General features: G+C 64.0%; 21 protein-coding genes. 10 read left to right on the top strand and 11 right to left on the bottom strand.

The genetic code is table 11. The features are described from left to right. Nucleotides 1-425: 425 nt before the first annotated feature. The 5 genes from rluB to ACIP02_RS04565 form a co-directional block, all read right to left on the bottom strand. On the bottom strand, nucleotides 426-1,493 hold the full coding sequence (rluB, locus tag ACIP02_RS04585; protein ID WP_400613666.1) for a 23S rRNA pseudouridine(2605) synthase RluB: 1,068 nt from the start codon (nucleotides 1,491-1,493) through the stop codon (nucleotides 426-428). Between the two features lie 310 nt (nucleotides 1,494-1,803). Beyond that, the gene (scpB, locus tag ACIP02_RS04580) at nucleotides 1,804-2,574 is read right to left on the bottom strand and encodes an SMC-Scp complex subunit ScpB (RefSeq protein ID WP_400613664.1); all 771 of its coding nucleotides are present in this window, start codon (nucleotides 2,572-2,574) and stop codon (nucleotides 1,804-1,806) included. Continuing rightward, on the bottom strand, nucleotides 2,561-3,286 hold the full coding sequence (locus tag ACIP02_RS04575) for a segregation and condensation protein A (RefSeq protein WP_400614145.1): 726 nt from the start codon (nucleotides 3,284-3,286) through the stop codon (nucleotides 2,561-2,563). Before ACIP02_RS04575 ends, scpB begins: the two co-directional genes overlap by 14 nt. Before the next feature lie 125 nt (nucleotides 3,287-3,411). Next, nucleotides 3,412-4,041: an L-threonylcarbamoyladenylate synthase gene (locus ACIP02_RS04570; protein WP_400614143.1), complete on the bottom strand. Its 630-nt coding sequence runs from the start codon at nucleotides 4,039-4,041 to the stop codon at nucleotides 3,412-3,414. Between the two features lie 13 nt (nucleotides 4,042-4,054). Next, a complete protein-coding gene (locus ACIP02_RS04565; protein ID WP_400613662.1) occupies nucleotides 4,055-4,915 on the bottom strand; it encodes a PHP domain-containing protein in 861 nt (286 codons plus the stop codon). Between the two features lie 67 nt (nucleotides 4,916-4,982). On the opposite strand from ACIP02_RS04565, the gene ACIP02_RS04560 reads away from it, so the two are divergent. The 5 genes from ACIP02_RS04560 (at nucleotide 4,983) to ACIP02_RS04540 (ending at nucleotide 8,660) form a co-directional block, all read left to right on the top strand. Continuing rightward, nucleotides 4,983-5,576, top strand: coding sequence for a septation protein A (locus ACIP02_RS04560; RefSeq protein ID WP_201206133.1), 594 nt, complete (start codon nucleotides 4,983-4,985; stop codon nucleotides 5,574-5,576). A gap of 1 nt (nucleotide 5,577) precedes the next feature. Next, nucleotides 5,578-5,877, top strand: coding sequence for a YciI family protein (locus ACIP02_RS04555; RefSeq protein ID WP_060508399.1), 300 nt, complete (start codon nucleotides 5,578-5,580; stop codon nucleotides 5,875-5,877). Between the two features lie 188 nt (nucleotides 5,878-6,065). Continuing rightward, on the top strand, nucleotides 6,066-6,743 hold the full coding sequence (locus ACIP02_RS04550; protein ID WP_400613659.1) for a response regulator transcription factor: 678 nt from the start codon (nucleotides 6,066-6,068) through the stop codon (nucleotides 6,741-6,743). A 101-nt stretch (nucleotides 6,744-6,844) separates the two neighbouring features. Beyond that, nucleotides 6,845-7,261 carry a Spy/CpxP family protein refolding chaperone gene (locus tag ACIP02_RS04545; protein WP_201206137.1) on the top strand — a complete coding sequence of 139 codons (417 nt, stop codon included), beginning with the start codon at nucleotides 6,845-6,847 and terminating at the stop codon, nucleotides 7,259-7,261. Nucleotides 7,262-7,319: 58 nt separating this feature from the next. Next, complete coding sequence (locus ACIP02_RS04540; protein ID WP_400613656.1) at nucleotides 7,320-8,660, top strand: ATP-binding protein; 1,341 nt, start codon at nucleotides 7,320-7,322, stop codon at nucleotides 8,658-8,660. 131 nt (nucleotides 8,661-8,791) lie between these two features. Here the strand turns inward: ACIP02_RS04540 and ACIP02_RS04535 are convergent, their stop codons facing one another. Continuing rightward, complete coding sequence (locus tag ACIP02_RS04535) at nucleotides 8,792-9,349, bottom strand: nitroreductase family protein (protein ID WP_201206141.1); 558 nt, start codon at nucleotides 9,347-9,349, stop codon at nucleotides 8,792-8,794. A 202-nt stretch (nucleotides 9,350-9,551) separates the two neighbouring features. Between ACIP02_RS04535 and ACIP02_RS04530 the strand changes: the two genes are divergently transcribed. Further along, nucleotides 9,552-11,006 carry a TrkH family potassium uptake protein gene (locus tag ACIP02_RS04530; protein ID WP_400613653.1) on the top strand — a complete coding sequence of 485 codons (1,455 nt, stop codon included), beginning with the start codon at nucleotides 9,552-9,554 and terminating at the stop codon, nucleotides 11,004-11,006. Here ACIP02_RS04530 and ACIP02_RS04525 read toward each other — a convergent pair. Next, nucleotides 10,963-12,024 carry an AraC family transcriptional regulator gene (locus ACIP02_RS04525; protein WP_400613651.1) on the bottom strand — a complete coding sequence of 354 codons (1,062 nt, stop codon included), beginning with the start codon at nucleotides 12,022-12,024 and terminating at the stop codon, nucleotides 10,963-10,965. The two genes, ACIP02_RS04530 and ACIP02_RS04525, sit on opposite strands and share 44 nt — an antisense overlap. A 151-nt stretch (nucleotides 12,025-12,175) precedes the next feature. Here ACIP02_RS04525 and ACIP02_RS04520 point away from each other — a divergent pair, with 151 nt between their 5' ends. Next, the gene (locus ACIP02_RS04520; protein WP_201206147.1) at nucleotides 12,176-12,487 is read left to right on the top strand and encodes a DUF962 domain-containing protein; all 312 of its coding nucleotides are present in this window, start codon (nucleotides 12,176-12,178) and stop codon (nucleotides 12,485-12,487) included. A 246-nt stretch (nucleotides 12,488-12,733) separates the two neighbouring features. Here ACIP02_RS04520 and ACIP02_RS04515 read toward each other — a convergent pair whose 3' ends face one another. Continuing rightward, nucleotides 12,734-13,537, bottom strand: a complete 804-nt coding sequence (locus ACIP02_RS04515) for a UDP-2,3-diacylglucosamine diphosphatase (RefSeq protein ID WP_400613649.1) — start codon at nucleotides 13,535-13,537, stop codon at nucleotides 12,734-12,736. A 126-nt stretch (nucleotides 13,538-13,663) separates the two neighbouring features. On the opposite strand from ACIP02_RS04515, the gene ACIP02_RS04510 reads away from it, so the two are divergent. Together ACIP02_RS04510 and ACIP02_RS04505 are read left to right on the top strand one after the other, a co-directional pair. Continuing rightward, nucleotides 13,664-14,431: an AraC family transcriptional regulator gene (locus ACIP02_RS04510; RefSeq protein WP_400613647.1), complete on the top strand. Its 768-nt coding sequence runs from the start codon at nucleotides 13,664-13,666 to the stop codon at nucleotides 14,429-14,431. 215 nt (nucleotides 14,432-14,646) lie between these two features. After that, complete coding sequence (locus ACIP02_RS04505) at nucleotides 14,647-15,537, top strand: DMT family transporter (protein WP_400613645.1); 891 nt, start codon at nucleotides 14,647-14,649, stop codon at nucleotides 15,535-15,537. Nucleotide 15,538: 1 nt separating this feature from the next. Here the strand turns inward: ACIP02_RS04505 and ACIP02_RS04500 are convergent, their stop codons facing one another. Continuing rightward, a complete protein-coding gene (locus ACIP02_RS04500) occupies nucleotides 15,539-15,820 on the bottom strand; it encodes a SelT/SelW/SelH family protein (RefSeq protein WP_400613643.1) in 282 nt (93 codons plus the stop codon). 67 nt (nucleotides 15,821-15,887) lie between these two features. Between ACIP02_RS04500 and ACIP02_RS04495 the strand changes: the two genes are divergently transcribed. Further along, on the top strand, nucleotides 15,888-18,074 hold the full coding sequence (locus tag ACIP02_RS04495) for a patatin-like phospholipase family protein (RefSeq protein WP_400613641.1): 2,187 nt from the start codon (nucleotides 15,888-15,890) through the stop codon (nucleotides 18,072-18,074). Nucleotides 18,075-18,190: 116 nt separating this feature from the next. Here ACIP02_RS04495 and ACIP02_RS04490 read toward each other — a convergent pair whose 3' ends face one another. Together ACIP02_RS04490 and recQ are read right to left on the bottom strand one after the other, a co-directional pair. Beyond that, the gene (locus ACIP02_RS04490; protein ID WP_201206157.1) at nucleotides 18,191-18,628 is read right to left on the bottom strand and encodes a MarR family transcriptional regulator; all 438 of its coding nucleotides are present in this window, start codon (nucleotides 18,626-18,628) and stop codon (nucleotides 18,191-18,193) included. Nucleotides 18,629-18,778: 150 nt separating this feature from the next. Continuing rightward, the gene (gene recQ, locus ACIP02_RS04485) at nucleotides 18,779-20,926 is read right to left on the bottom strand and encodes a DNA helicase RecQ (RefSeq protein WP_400613638.1); all 2,148 of its coding nucleotides are present in this window, start codon (nucleotides 20,924-20,926) and stop codon (nucleotides 18,779-18,781) included. Between the last annotated feature and the right edge of the window lie 48 nt (nucleotides 20,927-20,974).

Genomic DNA, 20,974 nt, shown 5'->3' with positions numbered 1-20,974 from the left:
TGCATCGTTTCCTCGGGAAAAAACGCAGCGATCCTGTGGTGTAGGCCTTGGAAGGCGGAGTGATCGGCGTACATGGCGCCTCCATTTGTTGTTTTGTCAGCCAGGCTCTGTGGACGGGCTCTTGCACACGGCAATGGCGGCTATAACACCGTGGGGCGGGGGTTTGGGCAAGGGTGGGCAGGGCTTGGGTGGCGAGTTTTGCGTGTGCGTGGCGGCAAGGTTTGTTTACAGGATGGGGCTTGTTCTGAAATGCGGGCTGAAATAGGCCAGATTTGTATAGATTTCTTTACGAGGTGGTTTGGGAACTTGCCAGTCGTCAGAAAAATTCTTTTGGTTCAATATCTTGGGGCCGCAAAGCGGCCCCAAGTCCTTACAGCCATAAAAAACCAGCCCGAAGGCTGGTTCTCTATACCGCAAAAGGCCAATCAGCCACGCGGCTTTCCGCGACCACGGCCGGTCGGCTTGTCACCGTCAGGCTTGCCAGGGCGCTTGCGCATCTCGCTCGGGCGCTCGGCCACGGCACTGCCGCGGCTACCCTTGCGTGGGGCCTCTTCGCGCGGCTGACGCGCAGGGCGCTCACCGGTAGCAGCCCCTTCATGCGCCGGGCGCAGGTTGCGCACGCGCTCGCCACGCCCCATCGGGCGGGACGATTTGCGCTGCAGGCGCTCCATCTTGTCCTTGGCCTTGAGGTTCAGGGTTGGCAGCGCCACCGGCTGCAAACCTACTTCAGCGGCCAGGATGTCGATCTCGCCCTGGGACATTTCACGCCAGCGGCCCATCGGCAGGTCGGAGTTGAGGAACACCGGGCCGAAACGCACGCGTTTCAGGCGGCTGACCACCATGCCTTGGGACTCCCACAGGCGGCGTACTTCACGGTTGCGGCCTTCCATTACCACGCAGTGGTACCAGTGGTTGAAGCCTTCGCCACCGGGCGCTTTCTGGATGTCGGTAAACTTGGCCGGGCCGTCTTCCAGCATCACGCCGGCCTTCAGGCGCTCGATCATCTCGTCGTCGACTTCACCACGCACACGTACCGCGTATTCACGGTCCATTTCATAGGACGGGTGCATCAGGCGGTTGGCCAGTTCACCGTCGGTGGTGAACAGCAGCAGGCCGGTGGTGTTGATGTCGAGGCGGCCGATATTGATCCAGCGGCCTTCTTTTGGCCGTGGCAGGCGGTCGAACACGGTCGGGCGGCCTTCCGGGTCGTCACGGGTGCAGATTTCGCCGTCGGGCTTGTTGTACATGATCACGCGGCGGGTGGCCTCGGCAGCCTCCTCGCGCTTGATCAGCTTGCCGTCCACGGCGATAGCGTCGTGCAGGTCGACGCGCTGGCCGAGGGTGGCGGCAACGCCGTTGACCTTGATGCGACCCTGGCTGATCCAGGCCTCGACGTCACGGCGCGAGCCCACGCCAATGCGTGCCAGCACTTTCTGCAGCTTTTCGCCGGCTGGCGGGGTAATTTCGGTATTTTGCAGGTCTTGCTCACTCATCTGGGCACCTCCCGGTGTAGGAATGAAATAGGTTTTCTGGCGACGGACGCGCCAAAAGGCCGCGCATCATACGCGGTTCGGCTGTAGAACGCACTGGAGCGTAGAGGGTTTTGTGGGCATTGGCAGGGGTTTCTGCCTAATGGTGGTGTGTTGGCAGTACCGGCCTATTCGCGGGTGAACCCGCTCCTACAAGGGACCGCGCCACCCTCAGGGCATGTGATATCCAGGAACCGCACCACCCTCAGGGCATGTGGTATCCAGTGTAGGAGCGGGTTTACCCGCGAATAGGCCGGTACAGGCAACAGAAGAATCAGGGCTGTACCTTGCCCTCTTCCTCCACAGAAACCTCAGGCTCCTCTTCTCGCAAATCATCAAAATCAGTCTTCAGCCCTTCTTCCATGGCATCCAGCTCCACCAACAAGCTGCGGAAGCTGGTCTCCTCCTTTGGCTCGCCTACCTCTTCCTCTTCCCCAAGGCTGGCATCGGCCAGCGCCTGCAGGTGCGCCGGCACGGGCGCATCGTCCGGGTCAAGCAGTGGCTCGGGCTCCATCGCGCGCAGCTCGGCCAAGGCTGGCAACTCATCCAGGCTTTTGAGGTTGAAGTGGTCGAGAAACGCCTTGGTGGTGGCGAACATCGCCGGGCGCCCGGGCACTTCGCGGTAGCCAACCACGCGAATCCACTCACGCTCCATCATGGTCTTGATGATGTTGCTGTTTACCGCCACACCACGCACGTCCTCGATTTCGCCGCGCGTGATGGGCTGGCGGTAAGCGATCAATGCCAACGTTTCCAGCAAGGCACGCGAATAGCGCTGCGGGCGCTCTTCCCACAGGCGTCCGACCCAGGGGGCATAGTCCTCGCGAATCTGCAGGCGGTAGCCGCTGGCCACTTCCTTGAGCTCGAAGGCGCGGCCGTTGCACGACTTGCCCAGCACCTCCAGGGCTTGCTTGAACACCTTGGGCTCAGGCCGCTCGGCTTCTTCGAACAACTCGTACAGACGCTCCAGGGATTGCGGCTTGCCCGAAGCCAGCAGGAAGGCTTCTATCAGCGACGCCAGGTCGCGGGGTTCATTCAGGTTCATCGGGTTCTTCAACAAGCGCCGGGCGAAGCCGCACGTGGATGGCGGCGAAAGGTTCATTCTGCACCAGTTCGATCAGCGATTCCTTCACCAGCTCAAGAATCGCCATGAAGGTCACCACCACGCCCAGCTTGCCCTCGTCGACGCCAAACAGCTCGACAAACGGCACAAAAGCGCCGCCCTTGAGGCGCTCCAGTACCTGGCTCATGCGCTCGCGGGTGGACAACGTTTCACGGGTGATCTGGTGGCTCTCGAACAGGTCGTTGCGGCGCATCACCTCGGCCATGGACACCAGCAGCTCTTCCAGGCTGACCTGGGGCAACAGCTTGCGCACCTTGGCCTGCGGCGCTTCCAGGCGCGGCACCACCACGTCTCGGCCAACGCGTGGCAATTCGTCGATGCCTTCAGCGGCGGCCTTGAAACGCTCGTACTCCTGCAGGCGGCGAATCAGTTCGGCGCGCGGGTCGCCCTCCTCTTCCTCAACCTCGGCCGAACGCGGCAACAGCATGCGCGACTTGATCTCGGCGAGCATGGCGGCCATCACCAGGTACTCGGCAGCCAGCTCCAGGCGCACGCTTTTCATCAGTTCCACGTACCCCATGTACTGGCGGGTGATTTCCGCCACAGGGATGTCGAGGATATCGATGTTCTGCTTGCGGATCAGGTACAGCAACAGGTCCAGCGGGCCTTCGAAGGCTTCAAGAATGACTTCCAGGGCGTCCGGCGGGATGTACAGGTCCAGCGGCATTTCGGTCAGGGCTTCGCCGTAGACCAAGGCCAATTGCAACTGCCGAGGTTCCTCGGCCTGCTCGGCCGGCGCCTCCGGCGCTTCCAACTGGCTCACGCGTCGACCAGGAACGGCGTCGGGTCGCCGCAGCCTTCACGGATCAGCGCAGGCTCATCACCTGTCAGGTCGATGATGGTCGAGGCCTTGAGGTCGCCGTAACCTCCGTCGATGATCAGGTCGACATGGTGCTCCAGCCGCTGACGTATCTCGTACGGGTCGGTCATGGGCTCTTCTTCAGGCGGCAAGATCAGGCTCACGCTCATCAACGGCTCGCCCAGCTCTTCGAGCAGCGCCAGCACGATCGGGTTGGAGGGCACGCGCAGGCCGATGGTCCGCCGCTTCTCATGCATCAGCAGGCGCGGCACTTCGCGGGTGGCGTTGAGAATGAAGGTGTAAGGCCCCGGGATGTGCGCCTTGAGCAGGCGGAAGGTCGAGGTATCGATCTTGGCGAACAGCCCCATTTGCGACAGATCGCAGCACAACAGGGTGAAGTTGTGCTGTTTGTCCAGCTTGCGCAATGTACGCACACGCTCGATTGCGCCCTTGTCGCCGATCTGGCAACCCAGCGCGTAAGCCGAGTCGGTCGGATACACCACCACGCCACCCTTGCGGATGATCTCGACGGCCTGTTTGATCAGGCGCGCCTGCGGGTTCTCCGCATGAATCTGGAAAAATTGGCTCACGTAGTCATCCTGTTCATAGCGCCAAAGGCTGTTCATGGCTGAATCGAGGCCACAAAGGTGGCAGGTCCTCGGGCAATGGCCGGTAGGCACCGATCTCGCCCCAGGTGCCGGGGCCGTGGAAGTCACTGCCAGCACTTGCCAGCAGGCCGAACTCACGGGTGAGGATGGACAGGGTGCCCACTTGCTCGGCAGGCATCATCCCGTTGACCACTTCGAGTGCCTGCCCACCTGCCTGAATATAGTCGGCAATCAGCCGTCTGCGCTTGCTGCGGGTCAGGTCGTAGTGCATGGGATGCGCCAGGCTCACCCAAGCGTTGGACTGCCGCAACGTGGCAACGGTTTCGTCGAGGGTCGGCCAATGCTGTTTCACGTCGCCCAGCTTGCCGGCGCCCAGCCACTTGCGAAACGCCTCGCCACGGTCCTTGACGTGCCCGGCGCGCACCAGGTACTCGGCAAAGTGAGGGCGCGCCGGGGCATTGCCGCTGTCGCCCAGCTCCTGCTGCACGGCGCGGGCGCCTTCAAGAGTGCCGGGCATGCCCTTGGCGGCCAACCGTTTGTCAATTTCTTCGGCGCGCAGCCAGCGCCCGCGGTGCAATGCTTCGATCGCCGCCAGCAACGGCGGCGCGTCGAGCGGGAAGTCATAGCCCAGCACGTGGATGGTGGCGCCACCCCAGGTGCACGACAGCTCTACCCCGCTGACCCAGCGCATGCCCCGCTCAAGGCAGGCCTGGCGTGCCTCGGGCAGGCCTTCGAGGGTGTCATGGTCAGTCAGGGCCAGCGTTTGCACCCCGTGCTCATGGGCCCGGGCAACCAGTACCGAGGGCGACAGGGCGCCGTCGGAGGCCGTGCTGTGACAGTGCAGATCAACATTCATGGAGGAGCGCTTTCGCTGGATTCGATGTTTGTTATTATGCCGTCACATCCCGATTCTGGCTGCCATTGTGAAACAATTCATCGATTTCATCCCGCTGCTGCTGTTCTTCATTGTCTACAAGCTCGACCCGCGCCCCATGGAAGTCGCCGGCCACAGCTTCGAGTTCGGCGGCATCTACAGCGCCACGGCCATGCTGATCATCAGCTCACTGGTGGTATACGGCGCGCTGTTCCTGCGCCAGCGCAAGCTGGAAAAGGGCCAGTGGCTGACCCTGGTTGCCTGCCTGGTATTCGGCGGCCTGACCCTGACCTTTCACAGCGAAACCTTCCTCAAGTGGAAGGCACCGGTGGTCAACTGGCTGTTCGCCCTGGGCTTTGCCGGCAGCCACTTCATCGGCGACCGGGTGCTGATCAAGCGCATCATGGGCCACGCCTTGACCTTGCCCGATGCCATCTGGGCTCGCCTTAACGTGGCCTGGATCGCGTTCTTCCTGTTCTGCGGCGCGGCCAACCTGTTCGTCGCCTTCACCTTTCAGGACTTCTGGGTGGACTTCAAGGTGTTCGGCAGCCTGGGCATGACCGTGATCTTCCTGGTGGCGCAAGGCGTGTACCTGTCGCGCCACCTGCACGACGACCCTTCTACCTCCAAACCCAAGGATTGACATGCTCTACGCCATTATCGCCAGCGACGTCGCGAACTCCCTGGAAAAGCGCCTGGCCGCACGCCCGGCGCATATCGAACGCCTGCAGCAACTGAAAGCCGAAGGCCGGGTGGTGCTGGCCGGCCCGCACCCGGCCATCGACAGCAATGACCCAGGGGACGCGGGCTTCAGCGGCAGCCTGATCGTTGCCGAGTTCGACTCGCTGGCGGCGGCGCAGGCCTGGGCCGATGCCGATCCTTACATTGCAGCGGGCGTGTACGACAAGGTCGTGGTCAAACCGTTCAAGCAAGTATTGCCGTGAGCTGAGACCGCGTCGCCTGCTTCGCGGGTAAACCCGCTCCTACAGGAACCGCGCGGTCCTTGTAGGAGCGGGTTCACCCGCGAAGAAGCCCACGCGGTACCCGCAGTTATACGGTTGCCATCAGTCTGCGGTATCTTTGCCACTGGCGGGCCGATTTGACCGCCGTCAATGGTTGAATTGAGTGAGTCATGAGCGAGCTGTTACTGATTGATGATGACCAGGAACTGTGCGAGCTGCTCGGCAGCTGGCTGACCCAGGAAGGGTTTACCGTACGTGCCTGTCACGATGGCCAGAGCGCACGCCAGGCCTTGGCCGAGCATGCCCCTGATGCCGTGGTGCTGGATGTGATGCTGCCCGACGGCAGTGGCCTGGAGTTGCTCAAACAGTTGCGCAGCGAGCACGCCGAGCTTCCGGTGCTGATGCTCTCGGCACGTGGTGAGCCGCTAGACCGCATTCTCGGCCTGGAGCTGGGCGCCGACGACTACCTGGCCAAACCCTGCGACCCGCGCGAGCTCACCGCCCGCCTGCGCGCAGTGCTGCGCCGCAGCCACCCCACCGCCACCACCAGCCAGGTGGAGCTGGGCGACCTGGTGTATAGCCCGGCCCGCGGCGTGGCCAGCATCGATGGCCGCGAAATGACCCTGACCCTGTCCGAAAGCCGTATTCTCGAAGCCCTGCTGCGCCAGCCCGGCGAGCCGCTGGACAAGCAGGAACTGGCACAGATCGGCCTGGGCCGCAAGCTGACCCTGTACGACCGCAGCCTGGACATGCACGTCAGCAATCTGCGCAAGAAGATCGGCCCGCACGCCGATGGCCGGCCACGCATTGTCGCCCTGCGCAGCCGGGGCTATTACTACTGCCTGTGACCATCTTTACCGAGCCTTTACCATCCGCTGACTGCGCTTGACGGTGATCTCCCTAGACTGTGCTCATCCGGTAACCACCGGCCTATGAAAGGAGAGACACCATGCGCAAGACCCTTATCGCCCTGATGTTCGCCGCCGCCCTGCCGACCGTGGCCATGGCCATGCCTGACGGCGGCCCGCGTCACGACGGCCCGCATCATCGCGGTGATGCGCCTTTCCACCAACTGGACCTGAGCCGTGACCAGCGCCAGCAGATCGGCAAGCTGATGGGCGAGCAGATGCAGCAGCGCCGCGACATCACCGAGCGCTACCTGTCCAAGCTGCCGGCCGCTGATCAGAAGGCCATGAAGGACGAACTGCAGGCCAGCCGCACCAAGACCGACACCGCAGTGCGCAACCTGCTAAAGCCTGACCAGCAGAAGAAGTTCGACGAACTGCAAAAGGAACGCGCCGCCAAGAAAGCCGAGTGGCAGGAGTTCCAGGCCTGGAAAGCTGAAAAAGGCACCAAGGCCCAGTAAGCTGTCCGCCACATGCCCGGCCCGCCCCAGCGCGAGCCGGGCTTTTTCTGTTTAGGAGGTGCACTTGCGTTCACTGTTCTGGCGCATCCTGGCCAGCTTCTGGCTGGCCATAACCCTGGTCGCAGGCCTGTCGATCCTGCTTGGCCACATGCTCAACCAGGACGCCTGGATCCTCAGCCGCCACCCGGGCCTGAATACCCTGGCCAGCAAGTGGGCCAAGCATTACGAACAAGAAGGCCTGGATGCGGCGCAGCACTTCCTGGAGCGGCGCAAGGACCGCTACAAGATCGACGTGCAAGTGCTCGATGACAGCGGCGAGGCCTTGGTGCCCGGTACCTTCCCACGCCGTGCAGCAGCCTTCGAGGCGCGCCAGCACAATGATGAGCGACGTTTGCCGTGGCGCCGGCTGACCGAGGAATACACCAGCCCCGACACCGGCGAAACCTACCTGCTGATCTACCGCATCCCCCACCCGGCACTGGATGCCTGGCACCGCGAAAGCCTGATGTGGCCACTCAGTGCGCTGGGCATCGCCCTGGTGGTGCTGACCCTGTTCAGCCTGCTGGTGACGCTGTCCATCACCCGCCCGCTAAGCCGCCTGCGCAGCGCCGTGCACGACCTGGGCCAGAGCACCTACCAGCAGAACAGCCTGGCGCGCCTGGCGGCACGACGCGACGAGTTCGGTGTGCTGGCCAAGGACTTCAACAAGATGGGGGCGCGCCTGCAAAGCACCCTCGGCAGCCAGCGCCAGCTGCTGCGCGATGTGTCCCATGAGCTGCGCTCACCTTTGGCCCGGTTGCGCATCGCCTTGGCGTTGGCCGAACGCGCTGAACCCGAACAGCGACAGACCCTGTGGCCACGCCTGACCCGCGAGTGCGACAGGCTGGAAGACCTGATCAGCGAAATTCTTACCCTGGCCCGCGTGGATGCCGAACAGGCCCATGCCGAACCGGTCGATCTCAATGCCCTGCTCGGCAGCGTGCGCAAAGACGCCCTGCTCGGCGCGCCTGAACAGGACGTGCGCCTGGAGGCCCAGCCGGGGTTGACCTTGCAAGGCTGGCCAACACTGATCGAGCGGGCCGTGGATAACCTGCTGCGCAATGCCCTGCGCTTCAACCCGCCGGGGCAGCCGGTGGAGGTCAGCGCCGTGCGCGAGCAGGAGCGGATCGTGATCAGTGTGCGCGACCACGGGCCGGGGGCGGCCACGGAGCACCTGGCGCAGTTGGGTGAACCGTTCTTCCGCGCGCCGGGGCAGGAAGCGCCGGGGCATGGGTTGGGGCTGGCGATTGCGCGCAAGGCAGCGGAGCGGCATGGCGGCAGCCTGGTGCTGGGCAATCATGCGCAGGGTGGGTTCGTGGCCAGGCTGGAGTTGCCTTTGGCTGGGGCGATTGGCAGTTGAGGTGATGTAAAGGCGGCCGGCCTCTTCGCGGGTGAACCCGCTCCTACAGGGGTACGTGGATGCTGTTGTAGGAGCGGGTTCACCCGCGAAATGGCCGGGCGCCTTGATACAGTCATCAGCCCAAGGCTACGTTATTCGCCCCAACCACTGACAAAATCGGCAGTCTCCAGAATCGGCGCCGTACGCGGTTCGGCCAGCGGCGTGCCGACATACAGGTAGCCAATCAGCTCTTCGTTCTCAGCCAGACCCAGCCCTTTGTGCACATGGGCATCAAATGCCATGTCACCGGTGCGCCACACCGCGCCGATCCCCTGCGCATGCGCAGCAATCAGGATTCCGTGCGCCGCACAGCCCGCGGCCAGGCGCTGCTCGGACTTGGGCACCTTGAAGTGGTCCTGCAGTTTGGCAATCACCACGATCAGCAACGGTGCACGCAGCGGCATGGCGCGGGCCTTGTCCAGCGCAGCCGGGGTGGCATCACCCTTGTGCTGCACCGCTTCGGCGAACAGCTCGCCCAGTTTCTCGCGGCCCTGGCCTTCGATGGTCAAAAAACGCCATGGCCGCAGCTGGCCGTGGTCCGGGGCGCGCAAGGCAGCCTGGAACAGCGCCTCGCGCTGGGCGGCGTTGGGCGCCGGGTCGGTCAGGCGTGGCACGGAAACACGGTTGAGCAATGCGTCGAGAGCCTCCATCGGCTACCCTCCTGGCAGGTGAATGTGCGGCCATTCTCAAGCTGCTAGCTATAAGCTGCAAGCTGCAAGCTTCAAGCTTCAAGCAGAAGCAAGCCGGCGTACGCTGCTCTTTCTTGCAGCTTGCAGCTTGCAGCTCGCAGCTTGCAGCTCACCAACCCATAGGTAGAATGGCGCCCTTCCGAATCGAGTCAGAGCAGATCACATGGCGTTGCCGACCTTAAGGATCATTGGTTTCATCATCGGCATCTTCCTGATTACCCTGGCCGTGGGCATGGCGGTGCCCATGGCGACCCTGGTGATCTTCGAGCGCACCAGCGACATGCCGTCGTTCCTCTGGTCCAGCCTGATTACCTTCATTGCCGGCCTGGCCCTGGTAGCGCAAGGGCGCCCGGAGCATGTGCACCTGCGACCGCGCGACATGTACCTGCTCACGGTGTGCAGTTGGCTGGTGGTGTGCGTGTTTGCCGCCCTGCCGTTCCTGCTGACCCAGCACATCAGCTATACCGATGCCTTCTTCGAGAGCATGTCGGGCATCACCGCCACCGGCGCCACCGTGCTCAGCGGGCTGGATAACATGTCACCCGGCATCCTGATGTGGCGCTCGATGCTCCACTGGCTTGGCGGCATTGGCTTCATCGCAATGGCGGTGGCAATTCTGCCGCTGCTGCGCATCGGTGGCATGCGCCTGTTCCAGACCGAGTCGTCCGACCGTTCCGAAAAGGTCATGCCGCGCTCGCACATGGTCGCCAAGTCGATCGTCGGGGTCTACGTCGGCTTCTCGATCCTCGGCTCGCTGGCCTTCTGGTGGGCCGGCATGAGCCCGTTCGATGCCATCAACCACGCCATGTCGGCAATCTCTACCGGCGGTTTCTCCACCTCTGACCAGTCATTGGCAAAATGGGATATCCCCGCCGTGCACTGGGTGGCGGTGGTGGTGATGATCATGGGCAGCCTGCCGTTCACCCTGTATGTGGCAACACTGCGCGGCAACCGCAAGGCGCTGATCCGCGACCAGCAGGTGCAGGGTTTGCTGGGCATGCTGGTGGTCACCTGGCTGGTGCTGGGCACCTGGTACTGGTACAGCACCAACCTGCACTGGCTGGATGCGCTACGCCACGTGGCGCTGAACGTGACCTCGGTAGTCACCACCACGGGCTTCGCCCTGGGCGACTACAGCCTGTGGGGCAATTTCTCGCTGATGCTGTTCTTCTACCTGGGCTTCGTGGGCGGCTGCTCCGGTTCCACCGCAGGCGGGATCAAGATCTTCCGCTTCCAGGTGGCCTACATCCTGCTCAAGGCCAGCCTCAACCAGCTGATCCACCCGCGCGCGGTGATCAAGCAGAAGTACAACGGCCACCGCCTCGACGAAGACATCGTGCGCTCGATCCTGACGTTCTCGTTCTTCTTCGCCATCACCATCTGCGTCATGGCGCTGCTGCTGTCGCTGCTGGGGGTGGACTGGATGACCGCGTTGACCGGCGCCGCCGGCACGGTTTCGGGTGTGGGCCCAGGCCTGGGTGAAGTGATAGGCCCTTCGGGTAACTACGCCACGCTGCCGGACGCAGCCAAGTGGATCCTCGCTGCCGGCATGCTGCTGGGTCGCCTGGAAATCATCACCGTGCTTGTGTTGTGTATGCCGGCGTTCTGGCGTCACTGAGCACTTCGGCTTCCGCGCCTCGGCGGGCGCGGTACTCGCTGGGCGTGGCATCGAACCAGCGGCGGAACGCCCGGTAGAAGTTGCTGGGGTCGGCAAAGCCCAGCAGGTAGGCCGCCTCCAGCAAGGTCATGCCCGGCTGGGCCAGGTACTGCTCGGCCAGTTCGCGGCGGGTGTCGTCGAGCAGGGTCTGGAAGCTGGTGCCCTCCTCTTGCAGCCGCCGCTGCAAAGTGCGCTGCGACAGGTGCAGGGCCTTGGCCAGGGTCTCACGCTTGGGCTCACCCTGCGGCAGGATGCGGCACAGCACCTGGCGCACGCGGTGGGTAACCTTGCTTTCGGAGAAGCGCGCCAGGTACTCACCGGCAAAACGGTCGTGCAGCACTGCCATGGCTTCGTTGGCGGTCGGCAGAGGCGCCTCCATGTCGGCGCGCTCGAACACCAGCGCATCGTGCGGCGCACCGAACACCAGCGGCGAATGAAACGCTACCTTGTATGGCTCGACATTCCGCGGCTGCGGCCCCTGAACCAGCACCCGTCGTGGCTGCACCGGCCGGCCGCTCAACCATTTGCACAGCGCCAGTGCGCAGGCCAGCGAGGCTTCGGCACTGTGCCGGGTCGGCGGCAGGTGGTCGCCGTGTACGGTGAGGATCAGCGAGTAGCCCTCGGCGCCGAGGACAAAACTGAGGTCGGAGCTTTCGGCGATGATGCGCTGGTAACGCACCAGCCGCTCGAAGCCTTCGGCCAGGGTGCGGCTGGACATCAACGCATAGCCCACCACATGAAACGACGCCGGGCGTACCACCCGTGCCATGTTCAGGCCAATGGCCTCGTTGCCGGACAGCTCCACGGCCAGTTGCCAGAGCCGGGTCATGGAGTCCTGCGGGAAGCGTGCGTCGGGGTCGTCGAGGGCAGCGAAGTCCAGCCCCAGCTGCTTGAACATGGCCTGGCAGTCCAGCCCTTCCAGTTCGAGTGCCTTCACGATCCCTGATGCCCAGCTGGCTGACGTGGTTCTTTCACTCATGACAGGCTTCTTCCTGACCGCTCCTGCGGTGAACCCCAAGGATACTCAATTGGCGCCTATTGTCACTGGTAGGTGCTGCCAATCACTCTAGACTCGATTCAGGCTCCACGCCGTGCATCTTGTCCAGAAGTATTAATCCCGGAGCACTGTCATGAACCGCACAGCGCAGTTTCGCAGTTTTGCCGAGTTCTACCCGTACTACCTGGGGGAGCACAGCAACCCCGTTTGCCGTCGCCTGCACTTTGTCGGCACCAGCCTGGTGATCGCGCTGCTGGCCTACACCATTGGCAGTGGCAAATGGATGCTGTTGCTGGCCGTACCGCTGTTCGGCTACGGCTTTGCCTGGGTCGGGCATTTCTTTTTCGAAAAGAACCGGCCGGCGACCTTTACCTATCCGTTCTACAGCCTTGCCGGTGATTTCGTGATGTTCAGGGATATCCTGCTCGGTAAGCTCAAACTGTAAGTTTTTTGGGGCCGCGTTGCGGCCCATCGCGACGCAAGGCCGCTCCTACACCGACCGCGGTTTCCCATGGTTGCGCGGTCCCCTGTCGCGATGGGCTTTCCCATGGTTGCGCGGCCCCTGTTGCGATGGGCTTTCCCATGGTTGCGCGACCCCTGTCGCGATGGGCTTTCCCATGGTTGCGCGGTCCCCTGTAGGAGCGGCCTTGCGTCGCGATGGGCTGCAAAGCAGCCCCATGGCCCTCAAGCCTTACGCCAGCTCCCGTATCTCTGCCGCCGCCGCTGCCTGCGCCTCGGCCAACCGATACAACTCGATACTGCCATCCCAGTGCTCGATCAATGCCGTACACGACTCCACCCAATCCCCGCAATTGAGGTACTCCACCTCGCCCACCTTGCGGATCTCGGCATGGTGGATATGCCCACACACCACCCCATGAAAACCACGCCGGGTGCACTCGTGGGCAATCGCATCCTCAAAGTCGCTGATGAAGTTCACCGCCCCTTTTACCTTGTGCTTGAGGTACGCCGACAGCGACCAGTAGCCATAGCCATAGCGCGCACGCCAGTGGTTGAGCCAGCGGTTGAGCACCAGGGTGAATTCGTAGGCGCGGTCGCCCAGAAACGCCAGCCAGCGGTGATAACGGGTGATCACGTCGAACTGGTCACCATGGATCACCAGCAACCGGCGGCCATCGGCGGTCAGATGCTCGGCCTCATCCACCAGCTGGATGTTGCCGAGGATCAGCTTGGAGTAGCGGCGCAGGAATTCGTCATGGTTGCCGGTAACGTAGGTCACCTCGGTGCCGCGTTTGCTCATGGTCAGCAAGCGGCGGATCACGTTGGTGTGGGCTTGCGGCCAGTAGATGCCGCCGCGCAGCTTCCAGCCATCGATGATGTCACCTACCAGGTAGACACGGTCGGCCTGGTAGCCCTTGAGAAACTGCGACAGGTGTTCAGCCTGGCAGTCGCGGGTGCCCAGGTGCACGTCGGAGATCCAGAGGGTGCGCACGCGTTGCTTGCGCGAGGGACGGGACAGTTCGGCATGGGTCATGGGCAGGCTCCGGCGCAGTTAGCTGGAGACTGGCAGGCGTGCATGACAGCGCCGTGGCAAAACGGTGACGAGTGATGGTGTGCAGCGAATCAGGCACAATGGGCCTCTGCCCCGCGAGGACGCTCCATGACCGCCGGCCCGATCCTCTCGCTGCGCCATTACCGCGACAGCCTGATTGCCCATAGCCACGAACACCCGCAATTGGTGTTCGGCCTGCGCGGTCGCCTGGAGTTCGAGGTACAGGGGCAAGGTGCCGGGGTCGGTCGACAAGGCTTGATCGTGGTACCGGCCGGCGCTCACCACACCTGTGCCAGCGACGGCGGCAGCGATTGCCTGGTGCTGGACGTGCCCGGCGAGCATTGGTTGCACGAGCAGCTGGGCGAGCATGCCGACGCCAGCCGCCGTCTGCTGGACCGCCCGGCAGCCCTGGGCCTGGATGAGCGCCAGCAGCAGCTGGTGGACTGGCTGGCAGCCAGCCCCATGGATGACCCGTTGATTGCCCGGCAAGGCGCAGCACTGCTGCTGGCCAGCCTCAACCCTACGGCGGCGGCCAGCGTGCGCGCCAGCCAGCGCTTGCCGTATGCGGCCTTCGATGCGCATATCGAGCAGCAGGCGGCCTACCCGCTGCAAGTGGCTGACCTGGCGCGCATCGCCGGGTTGTCGAGTGCCCGGCTACATGCGCGCTTTACTGCCGAGTGCGCAATGACGCCGATGGACTACATTCGCCAACGGCGCTTGCTCAAGGCGCGGCGGCTGGTGCTGCAGACCCTGCTGCCGATGGGCGAGATTGCCGCGCAGGTGGGGTACAGCTCGCAGAGTGCGTTTTCGGCGGCGATGTTACGGGCGTTTGGTTGTAAGCCTTTGGCGTTGCGGCGCGAGTCTGGCGACAATTGACAGCAGTCTTGCGACAGAACTTGATTGCCTGAGGCTTTACACTTTTCCTGTACCGGCCTATTCGCGGGTGAACCCGCTCCTACAAAGAATGCTGTTCGCCGTTAGACCGCGCACAGATCAATCACATCATTCAGGGCCACTGCAATCGATGTAGGAGCGGGTTCACCCGCGAATAGGCCGGCACTGCCTGTAGAGATCTTGAGCAAGGACCCATCATGAACCACCGCACCGCCCTCGGCGCCCTGCACATTGGCGCACTGTTCTTTGGCCTCACCGGCGTCTTCGGCAAACTGGCCGCCAGCGCCAGCCCGGCGATCATCGTGTTCGGCCGCGCGGCCTTCGCCGTGCTTGCCCTGGCCCTGTTCGCCAGCGTTGCCGGCCCCGGCTGGCAGCGCCTCAGCGGCCAGGACGCCCGCCGCCTGCTGCTGGGCTGCGTACTGTTGGCCGGCCACTGGGTCAGCTTCTTCATTGCCGTCAAGGTCGGTGGCGTGGCCATTGCTACCCTCGGTTTCGCCAGTTTCCCGGCCTTTACCGTGATTCTCGAAGGCCTGCTGTTCCGCGAGCGCATCCGCCGCAACGAGGCCGTGCTGGTGCTGCTGGTCAGCATCGGCCTGATCCTGGTCACGCCGGCCTTCGACCTGGCCAGCGAAGCCACCGGCGGCCTGCTCTGGGCGCTACTCTCGGGCCTGCTGTTCTCGCTGCTGTCGCTGACCAACCGCGCCGGCTCCGGCCGCTTGCCGGCAGTACAGGCCGCGTTGTGGCAAAACTTGGTGGTGGGCCTGTGCCTGCTGCCGTTCGCCGCCCCGGGCCTGGCCGGTGTCGCGAGCATGGACTGGCTGTGGATCGCCCTGCTCGGCATCTTCTGCACCGGCGTGGCGCACAGCCTGTTCGTTGCCAGCCTGGCAGTGATCAAGGCGCGCACCGCTGCCGTGGTGTTCGGCATGGAGCCTATCTACGGCATTGCCGTGGCCTGGGTGGTGTTTGCCGAAACCCCCAGCGTGCGCATGCTGCTGGGCGGCGCGCTGATCATCTTCGCCATCGTGCTGTCCGGCCGCCTGGCTGCCGAGCAGCCGCCCAAGCAACGGCCAATGGCCGAGGGCGCCTGATTCAGCGGTCGTTGTGGCCCAGGTCGCGCTGCGGGTCGAACTGGTCACGTACCCGCTGCTTCAGCACCTTGGCCTCGGGGAAGCCGCCGTCGGCCTTACGCTCCCAGATCTGCACGCCGTTGCAGGTAATGCGGAAGACACCGCCGGTGCCAGGCTCCAGCGCCACTCGGCCAAGGTCGTCGGCAAAGGTGCTGAGCAGTTCCTGGGCCAGCCAGGCGGCGCGCAGCAACCACTGGCACTGGGTGCAATACGTGATGACGATTTCCGGCTTGTTGTCGGCCATGGTGAAACATCTCCTGTTGAGGGGCCGTTTATACTAGCGGTCTTTAGCCCACGGTTTGAGACTCACGATGCGCCGTTTGCTGTTCTGTTTCCTGCTCGCCCTCACCTCGCTTACAGCAAGCGCCGCCGAACCGGCCAGGCCCAAGGTCGGCCTGGTGCTGTCGGGTGGCGCGGCCCGTGGCCTGGCCCACATTGGTGTGCTCAAGGCGCTGGAGGAACAGGGCGTGCGCATCGACGCGATTGCCGGCACCAGCATGGGCGCGGTGATCGGCGGGCTGTATGCGTCGGGCTACAGTGTCGAAGAGCTGGAAAAACTGGCCACTACCCTCGACTGGCAGCAGGCGCTGTCTGACGCCCCACCGCGCAAGGACGTGCCGTTCCGGCGCAAGCAGGATGACCGCGATTTCCTGGTCAAACAGAAGCTCAGCTTTCGCGACGACGGCAGCCTGGGCCTGCCGCTGGGGGTAATCCAGGGCCAGAACCTGTCGCTTCTGCTGGAAAGCAAGCTGGCGCACACCGCCGACACCCGTGACTTCGACAAGCTGCCGATCCCCTTCCGCGCGGTGGCCACCGACATCGCCAGTGGTGAAAAAGTGGTGTTTCGCCGTGGCCACCTGCCGCAGGTAATCCGCGCCAGCATGTCGATCCCGGCGGTGTTCGCCCCGGTCGAACTGGACGGCCGCCTGCTGGTGGACGGCGGCATGGTCGACAACATTCCGGTCGACGTGGCGCGCGAAATGGGCGTGGACCTGGCCATCGTGGTCGACATCGGTACCCCGCTGCGCGACCGCAAGCAATTGCTGACCGTGGTCGATGTGCTCAACCAGTCGATCACCCTGATGACCCGGCGCAACTCGGAAGAACAGCTGGCCAGCCTACACCGTGACGACATCCTCATCCAGCCGTCGCTGACCGCCTTCGGCGTGACCGATTTCGGCCGTGCCCGGGACATGATCGACGCGGGCTACCGCGCCACCCGCCTGCTCGACCCACGCCTTGCCGCCCTGCGCCAGCCCGAGGGCGACAGCAGCCTGGCCGTGGCCCGCTCGCCACGCCAGCGCACGCCGATGATCACCGCGATCAGGATCGAGAACGACTCCAAAGTCAGCGACGACGTGATTCGCTCCTACATTCGCCAGCCGATCGATGCGCCGCTGGAGCTGGACCGCCTGCAGACCGACATGGGCACGCTGTACGGCCTGGACTACTTCGACCGGGTGCAGTACCGCGTGGTGCACAAGGGTGACGACAACACGCTGGTAATCAATGCCCGCGGCCGCCGCGGCGGCACCGACTACCTGCGCCTGGGCCTGAACTTGTCCGATGACCTGCGCGGCGACAGCGCCTTCAACCTGGGCGCCAGCTACCGGGTCAACGGCATCAACAGCCTGGGCGCAGAATGGTTGACCCGTGGCCAGATCGGCGACCAGCAAGAACTGTACAGCGAGTTCTACCAGCCGCTGGACGTGGGCTCGCGCTACTTCGTCGCGCCCTACCTGGATTTCGGCTCGCAGAACATCGAAGCCACCCTCGACAACGACCCGGTCGCCGAATACCGCCTGGAGCGCTACGGCTTTGGCCTGAACGTGGGCCGGCAGATCGGCACCAGCGGCGAGGTGCGCCTGGGCGTGGGCAAGGCCTGGGGCGAGGCGGAGGTGCGCATTGGCGACCAGGACCTGCCCAAGGTCAGTTTCAACGAAGGCTTCTACGAGTTGAAGTACTCGTTCGACACCCTCGACAACGTGTACTTCCCGCACCGCGGCGAGGACATCGGCCTGACCTTGCGCAAGTACGACAAGTCGCTGGACTCCGACCAGGATTACCGGCAGTGGATGTTCAACCTGGACAAGGCCATCAGCAGCGGGCCGAACACCTTCGTGCTGGGCGGGCGCTACGGGCGCACGCTGGATGAGACCGAAGTGGTCACCTCGAGCTTCGTGATGGGCGGGGCGCGGGAGCTGTCAGGCTTCCGCCAGGACTCGGTGTCGGGGCAAAACGTGAGCCTGATGCGGGTGGTCTACTACCGCCGCCTGACGCCACGGGCCTATGTGCCGCTGGACTTCCCGCTGTACATCGGCGGGTCGCTGGAGCGCGGGCGGGCGTGGAACAACGACAACGCGTTCGACAGTGGCTACATCAATGCGGCGAGCATCTTCCTGGGGTTGGAGACGCCGTTGGGGCCGCTGAACTTTACCTATGGCGCCAACAGTGCGCATGAGCAGGCGGTGTACCTGAACCTGGGGCATACCTTCTAGATTGCCGGGGCTGCTTTGCAGCCTTTCGCGACACAAGGCCGCTCCTACAGGAGTACGCGATCCCCTGTGGGAGCGGCCTTGTGTCGCGAAAGGGCCGCAAAGCGGCCCCAATGCCCTCAGGATTTCTCCAGGTTGGCCAGGATCTTGGCATGCACGCGCATGCACACCTGCAAGTCGGCCTCGTCCACCCCGGTAAACAGCTCGATGCGCAGCTGGTTGGCAATGGTCTCGATCTGCTCGATCAACGGCTTGGCGGGCGGGCACAGTACAATCTTCTTCGCCCGCCGATCCTCCAGCACAGCCTGCCGACGTACCAGACCCTGTGCCTCCAGGCTATCGAGCAGGCGCGCCAGGGTCGGGCCTTCAACGCCCACGCTCTGGGCCAGCTCGCGCTGGGTCGGGGCCTCTTCGAAACGGGCCAGGTGCAGCAACACCAGCCAGCGCGCCTGGGACAGGTTGAGCCCGGCCAGGCGGCGGTCCAGCTCGGCACGCCAACCCCGGGACATCTGGGCCAGCTGCATGCCGAAGCGGTGTTGGTTGTCGGTCAGGGGCATAAGCAACTCATTGAGTAGATCTAATTATTAGGCAGCTAACCATGCCCGGCCCCACGAGGCAAGGCTCGGGCACACTTGCGTGTTCGATAATCGTCAAAAAGCATGACAAAGGTCAGCAGATGGCGAATCTGCCTTCGATCCTGCCAAGGGTTACAGCTCAAACTCCGCGGCCAGCGCAGCACGGATGCAATACAACACCCCCTCAGGTACGCGCGCGCCAAACAGCGGGGCAATGGCCGACACAGGCGGCAACTCGCCTTCGCCATCGAGGAAGGCGTCCTGCACCTCCATCATCAGGTCTTCCGGCAGGTCAAGCGCCTGGTCCAGGCTTAGCTCCTGGCGGCCCAATGCCTCGGCCAGCAGGCTGTACACGTTCTTTTCGCTGCAGTTGAGCTGCCCGGCGATCTGCGCCGGGGTCATGCCGGCGCGGGCCAGGCTGACCAGCTCGTGGCGCAGGTCGAGCACCACCTTTGGCGCCTCGTCGGTGCCGCCACTGTTGTTCAGCACTTCGAGGAATGCCTGGCCATAGCGCTCCAGCTTGCGCGCCCCCACGCCGCTGACCTGGGCCATGTCGCTGAGGCTGACCGGCTGGCTGCGCAGCATTTCCAGCAGGGTCGAGTCGGGGAAGATGACATAGGGCGGCACGCTGTGCTCTTCGGCCAGCTTGCGCCGCAGGGTGCGCAGTGCTTCCCACAGCTCGCGTTCTTCGGCACGCACCAGCTGGCTGGCCGGGCTGCCGCCACTGGACGACGCGCTCTTCGCGGTGGTTTGCGGCTTGAGGTCGCGGCGCAATTGCAAGGTCACCTCGCCACGCAACAGGGGCCGACAGCTGTCGGACAGGCGCAGGCCGCCATAGCCTTCGAGGTCGATGTCGACCAGGCCACGGGCCACCAACTGGCGGAACAGCGAACGCCACTCGACCTCGGCCAGGCCTTTGCCCACGCCAAACACCGAAAGCTTCTCGTGGCCGAAGTTGCGCACCTTCTCAGTGTCCTTGCCCAGCAGTACATCGACCAGGTGGCCGACGCCATAGCGCTGACCCGTGCGGAACACCGCCGACAAAGCCTGGCGTGCCGGCTCGGTGGCGTCCCAGGTCTGGATGTTGTCGACACAGTTGTCACAGTGCCCGCAGGGTTGTTCGAGGACTTCGTCGAAGTAGGCCAGCAGCGACTGACGGCGGCAGCGGGTTTCTTCGCACAGGGCCAGCATGGCATCGAGCTTGTGTTGCTCGATGCGCTTGTGGCGCTCGTCACCTTCGGAGTTCTGCAGCATCTGCTTGAGCATCACCATGTCCTGCAGGCCGTAGGCCATCCAGGCATCGGATGGTAGGCCGTCACGGCCGGCGCGGCCGGTTTCCTGGTAATAGGCCTCAAGCGACTTGGGCAGGTCGAGGTGGGCGACGAAGCGCACGTTGGGCTTGTCGATGCCCATGCCGAAGGCAATGGTCGCGACCATGATCAACCCTTCCTCGTTGAGGAAGCGGTGCTGGTTGGCCGACCGCGTCTCGGCGGCCAGGCCGGCATGGTACGGCAGCGCCGGGAAGCCCTGCTCGCAGAGGAACGCAGCGGTTTCGTCGACCTTCTTGCGTGACAGGCAGTAGACAATGCCGGCGTTGCCACGGCGCTCGCCAAGGAACGCCATCAGCTGCTTGCGCGGCGCCTCCTTGGGCACGATGCGGTAGAAGATATTGGGCCGGTCGAAGCTCGACAGGAAGCGCTCGGCGCCTTGCAGGTGCAGGCGCTGGACGATTTCTTCGCGGGTACGCATGTCGGCGGTGGCGGTCAGCGCGATGCGCGGCACATGCGGGAACAGCTCGGCGAGCTGGCCCAGTTGCAGGTATTCCGGGCGGAAGTCGTGGCCCCATTGCGACACGCAGTGCGCCTCGTCGATGGCGAACAGCGAGATATCCAGGTCGCGCAGGAAGTCGAGCATGCGCGGTTGCACCAGGCGTTCCGGCGCCAGGTACAGCATCTTCACTTCGCCGCGGCGCAGGCGCCCGGCCAGCTCACGCTGCTGCTCTGCGGTCAGCGTAGAGTTCAGCGCGGCCGCTGCCACGCCCAGCTCGTCAAGGGTGGCGACCTGGTCGTCCATCAGCGCGATCAGTGGCGAGACCACCACCGTCAGGCCTGGGCGCAGCAGCCCCGGCACCTGGAAACACAACGACTTGCCGCCACCGGTGGGCATCAGTACCAGGGCATCGCCGCCATTGGCCACGCATTCGATGATCGCTGCCTGGCGCCCTCGGAAACTGTCGTAGCCGAAGATGTCCTTGAGAACGCGCTGAGCCTGTTCGAGCATGTGCAACTCCACAAATCGCCGTACCATCCTGGATACAGGCTGGACGAA

It is taken from the genome of Pseudomonas sp. NPDC089408 (assembly GCF_044749445.1).
GTDB lineage: Bacteria > Pseudomonadota > Gammaproteobacteria > Pseudomonadales > Pseudomonadaceae > Aquipseudomonas.
This window is presented reverse-complemented; position numbering and strand designations above follow the sequence as displayed.

What these genes read in the sequence shown, in the direction of transcription:
- rluB (WP_400613666.1), bottom strand. Translation starts at nt 1,493, where the DNA reads ATGAGTGAGCAAGACCTGCAAAATACCGAAATTACCCCGCCAGCCGGC.
- scpB (WP_400613664.1), bottom strand. Translation starts at nt 2,574, where the DNA reads ATGAACCTGAATGAACCCCGCGACCTGGCGTCGCTGATAGAAGCCTTC.
- ACIP02_RS04565 (WP_400613662.1), bottom strand. Translation starts at nt 4,915, where the DNA reads ATGAATGTTGATCTGCACTGTCACAGCACGGCCTCCGACGGCGCCCTG.
- ACIP02_RS04555 (WP_060508399.1), top strand. Translation starts at nt 5,578, where the DNA reads ATGCTCTACGCCATTATCGCCAGCGACGTCGCGAACTCCCTGGAAAAG.
- ACIP02_RS04550 (WP_400613659.1), top strand. Translation starts at nt 6,066, where the DNA reads ATGAGCGAGCTGTTACTGATTGATGATGACCAGGAACTGTGCGAGCTG.
- ACIP02_RS04545 (WP_201206137.1), top strand. Translation starts at nt 6,845, where the DNA reads ATGCGCAAGACCCTTATCGCCCTGATGTTCGCCGCCGCCCTGCCGACC.
- ACIP02_RS04535 (WP_201206141.1), bottom strand. Translation starts at nt 9,349, where the DNA reads ATGGAGGCTCTCGACGCATTGCTCAACCGTGTTTCCGTGCCACGCCTG.
- ACIP02_RS04530 (WP_400613653.1), top strand. Translation starts at nt 9,552, where the DNA reads ATGGCGTTGCCGACCTTAAGGATCATTGGTTTCATCATCGGCATCTTC.
- ACIP02_RS04525 (WP_400613651.1), bottom strand. Translation starts at nt 12,024, where the DNA reads ATGAGTGAAAGAACCACGTCAGCCAGCTGGGCATCAGGGATCGTGAAG.
- ACIP02_RS04520 (WP_201206147.1), top strand. Translation starts at nt 12,176, where the DNA reads ATGAACCGCACAGCGCAGTTTCGCAGTTTTGCCGAGTTCTACCCGTAC.
- ACIP02_RS04515 (WP_400613649.1), bottom strand. Translation starts at nt 13,537, where the DNA reads ATGACCCATGCCGAACTGTCCCGTCCCTCGCGCAAGCAACGCGTGCGC.
- ACIP02_RS04510 (WP_400613647.1), top strand. Translation starts at nt 13,664, where the DNA reads ATGACCGCCGGCCCGATCCTCTCGCTGCGCCATTACCGCGACAGCCTG.
- ACIP02_RS04505 (WP_400613645.1), top strand. Translation starts at nt 14,647, where the DNA reads ATGAACCACCGCACCGCCCTCGGCGCCCTGCACATTGGCGCACTGTTC.
- ACIP02_RS04500 (WP_400613643.1), bottom strand. Translation starts at nt 15,820, where the DNA reads ATGGCCGACAACAAGCCGGAAATCGTCATCACGTATTGCACCCAGTGC.
- ACIP02_RS04495 (WP_400613641.1), top strand. Translation starts at nt 15,888, where the DNA reads ATGCGCCGTTTGCTGTTCTGTTTCCTGCTCGCCCTCACCTCGCTTACA.
- ACIP02_RS04490 (WP_201206157.1), bottom strand. Translation starts at nt 18,628, where the DNA reads ATGCCCCTGACCGACAACCAACACCGCTTCGGCATGCAGCTGGCCCAG.
- recQ (WP_400613638.1), bottom strand. Translation starts at nt 20,926, where the DNA reads ATGCTCGAACAGGCTCAGCGCGTTCTCAAGGACATCTTCGGCTACGAC.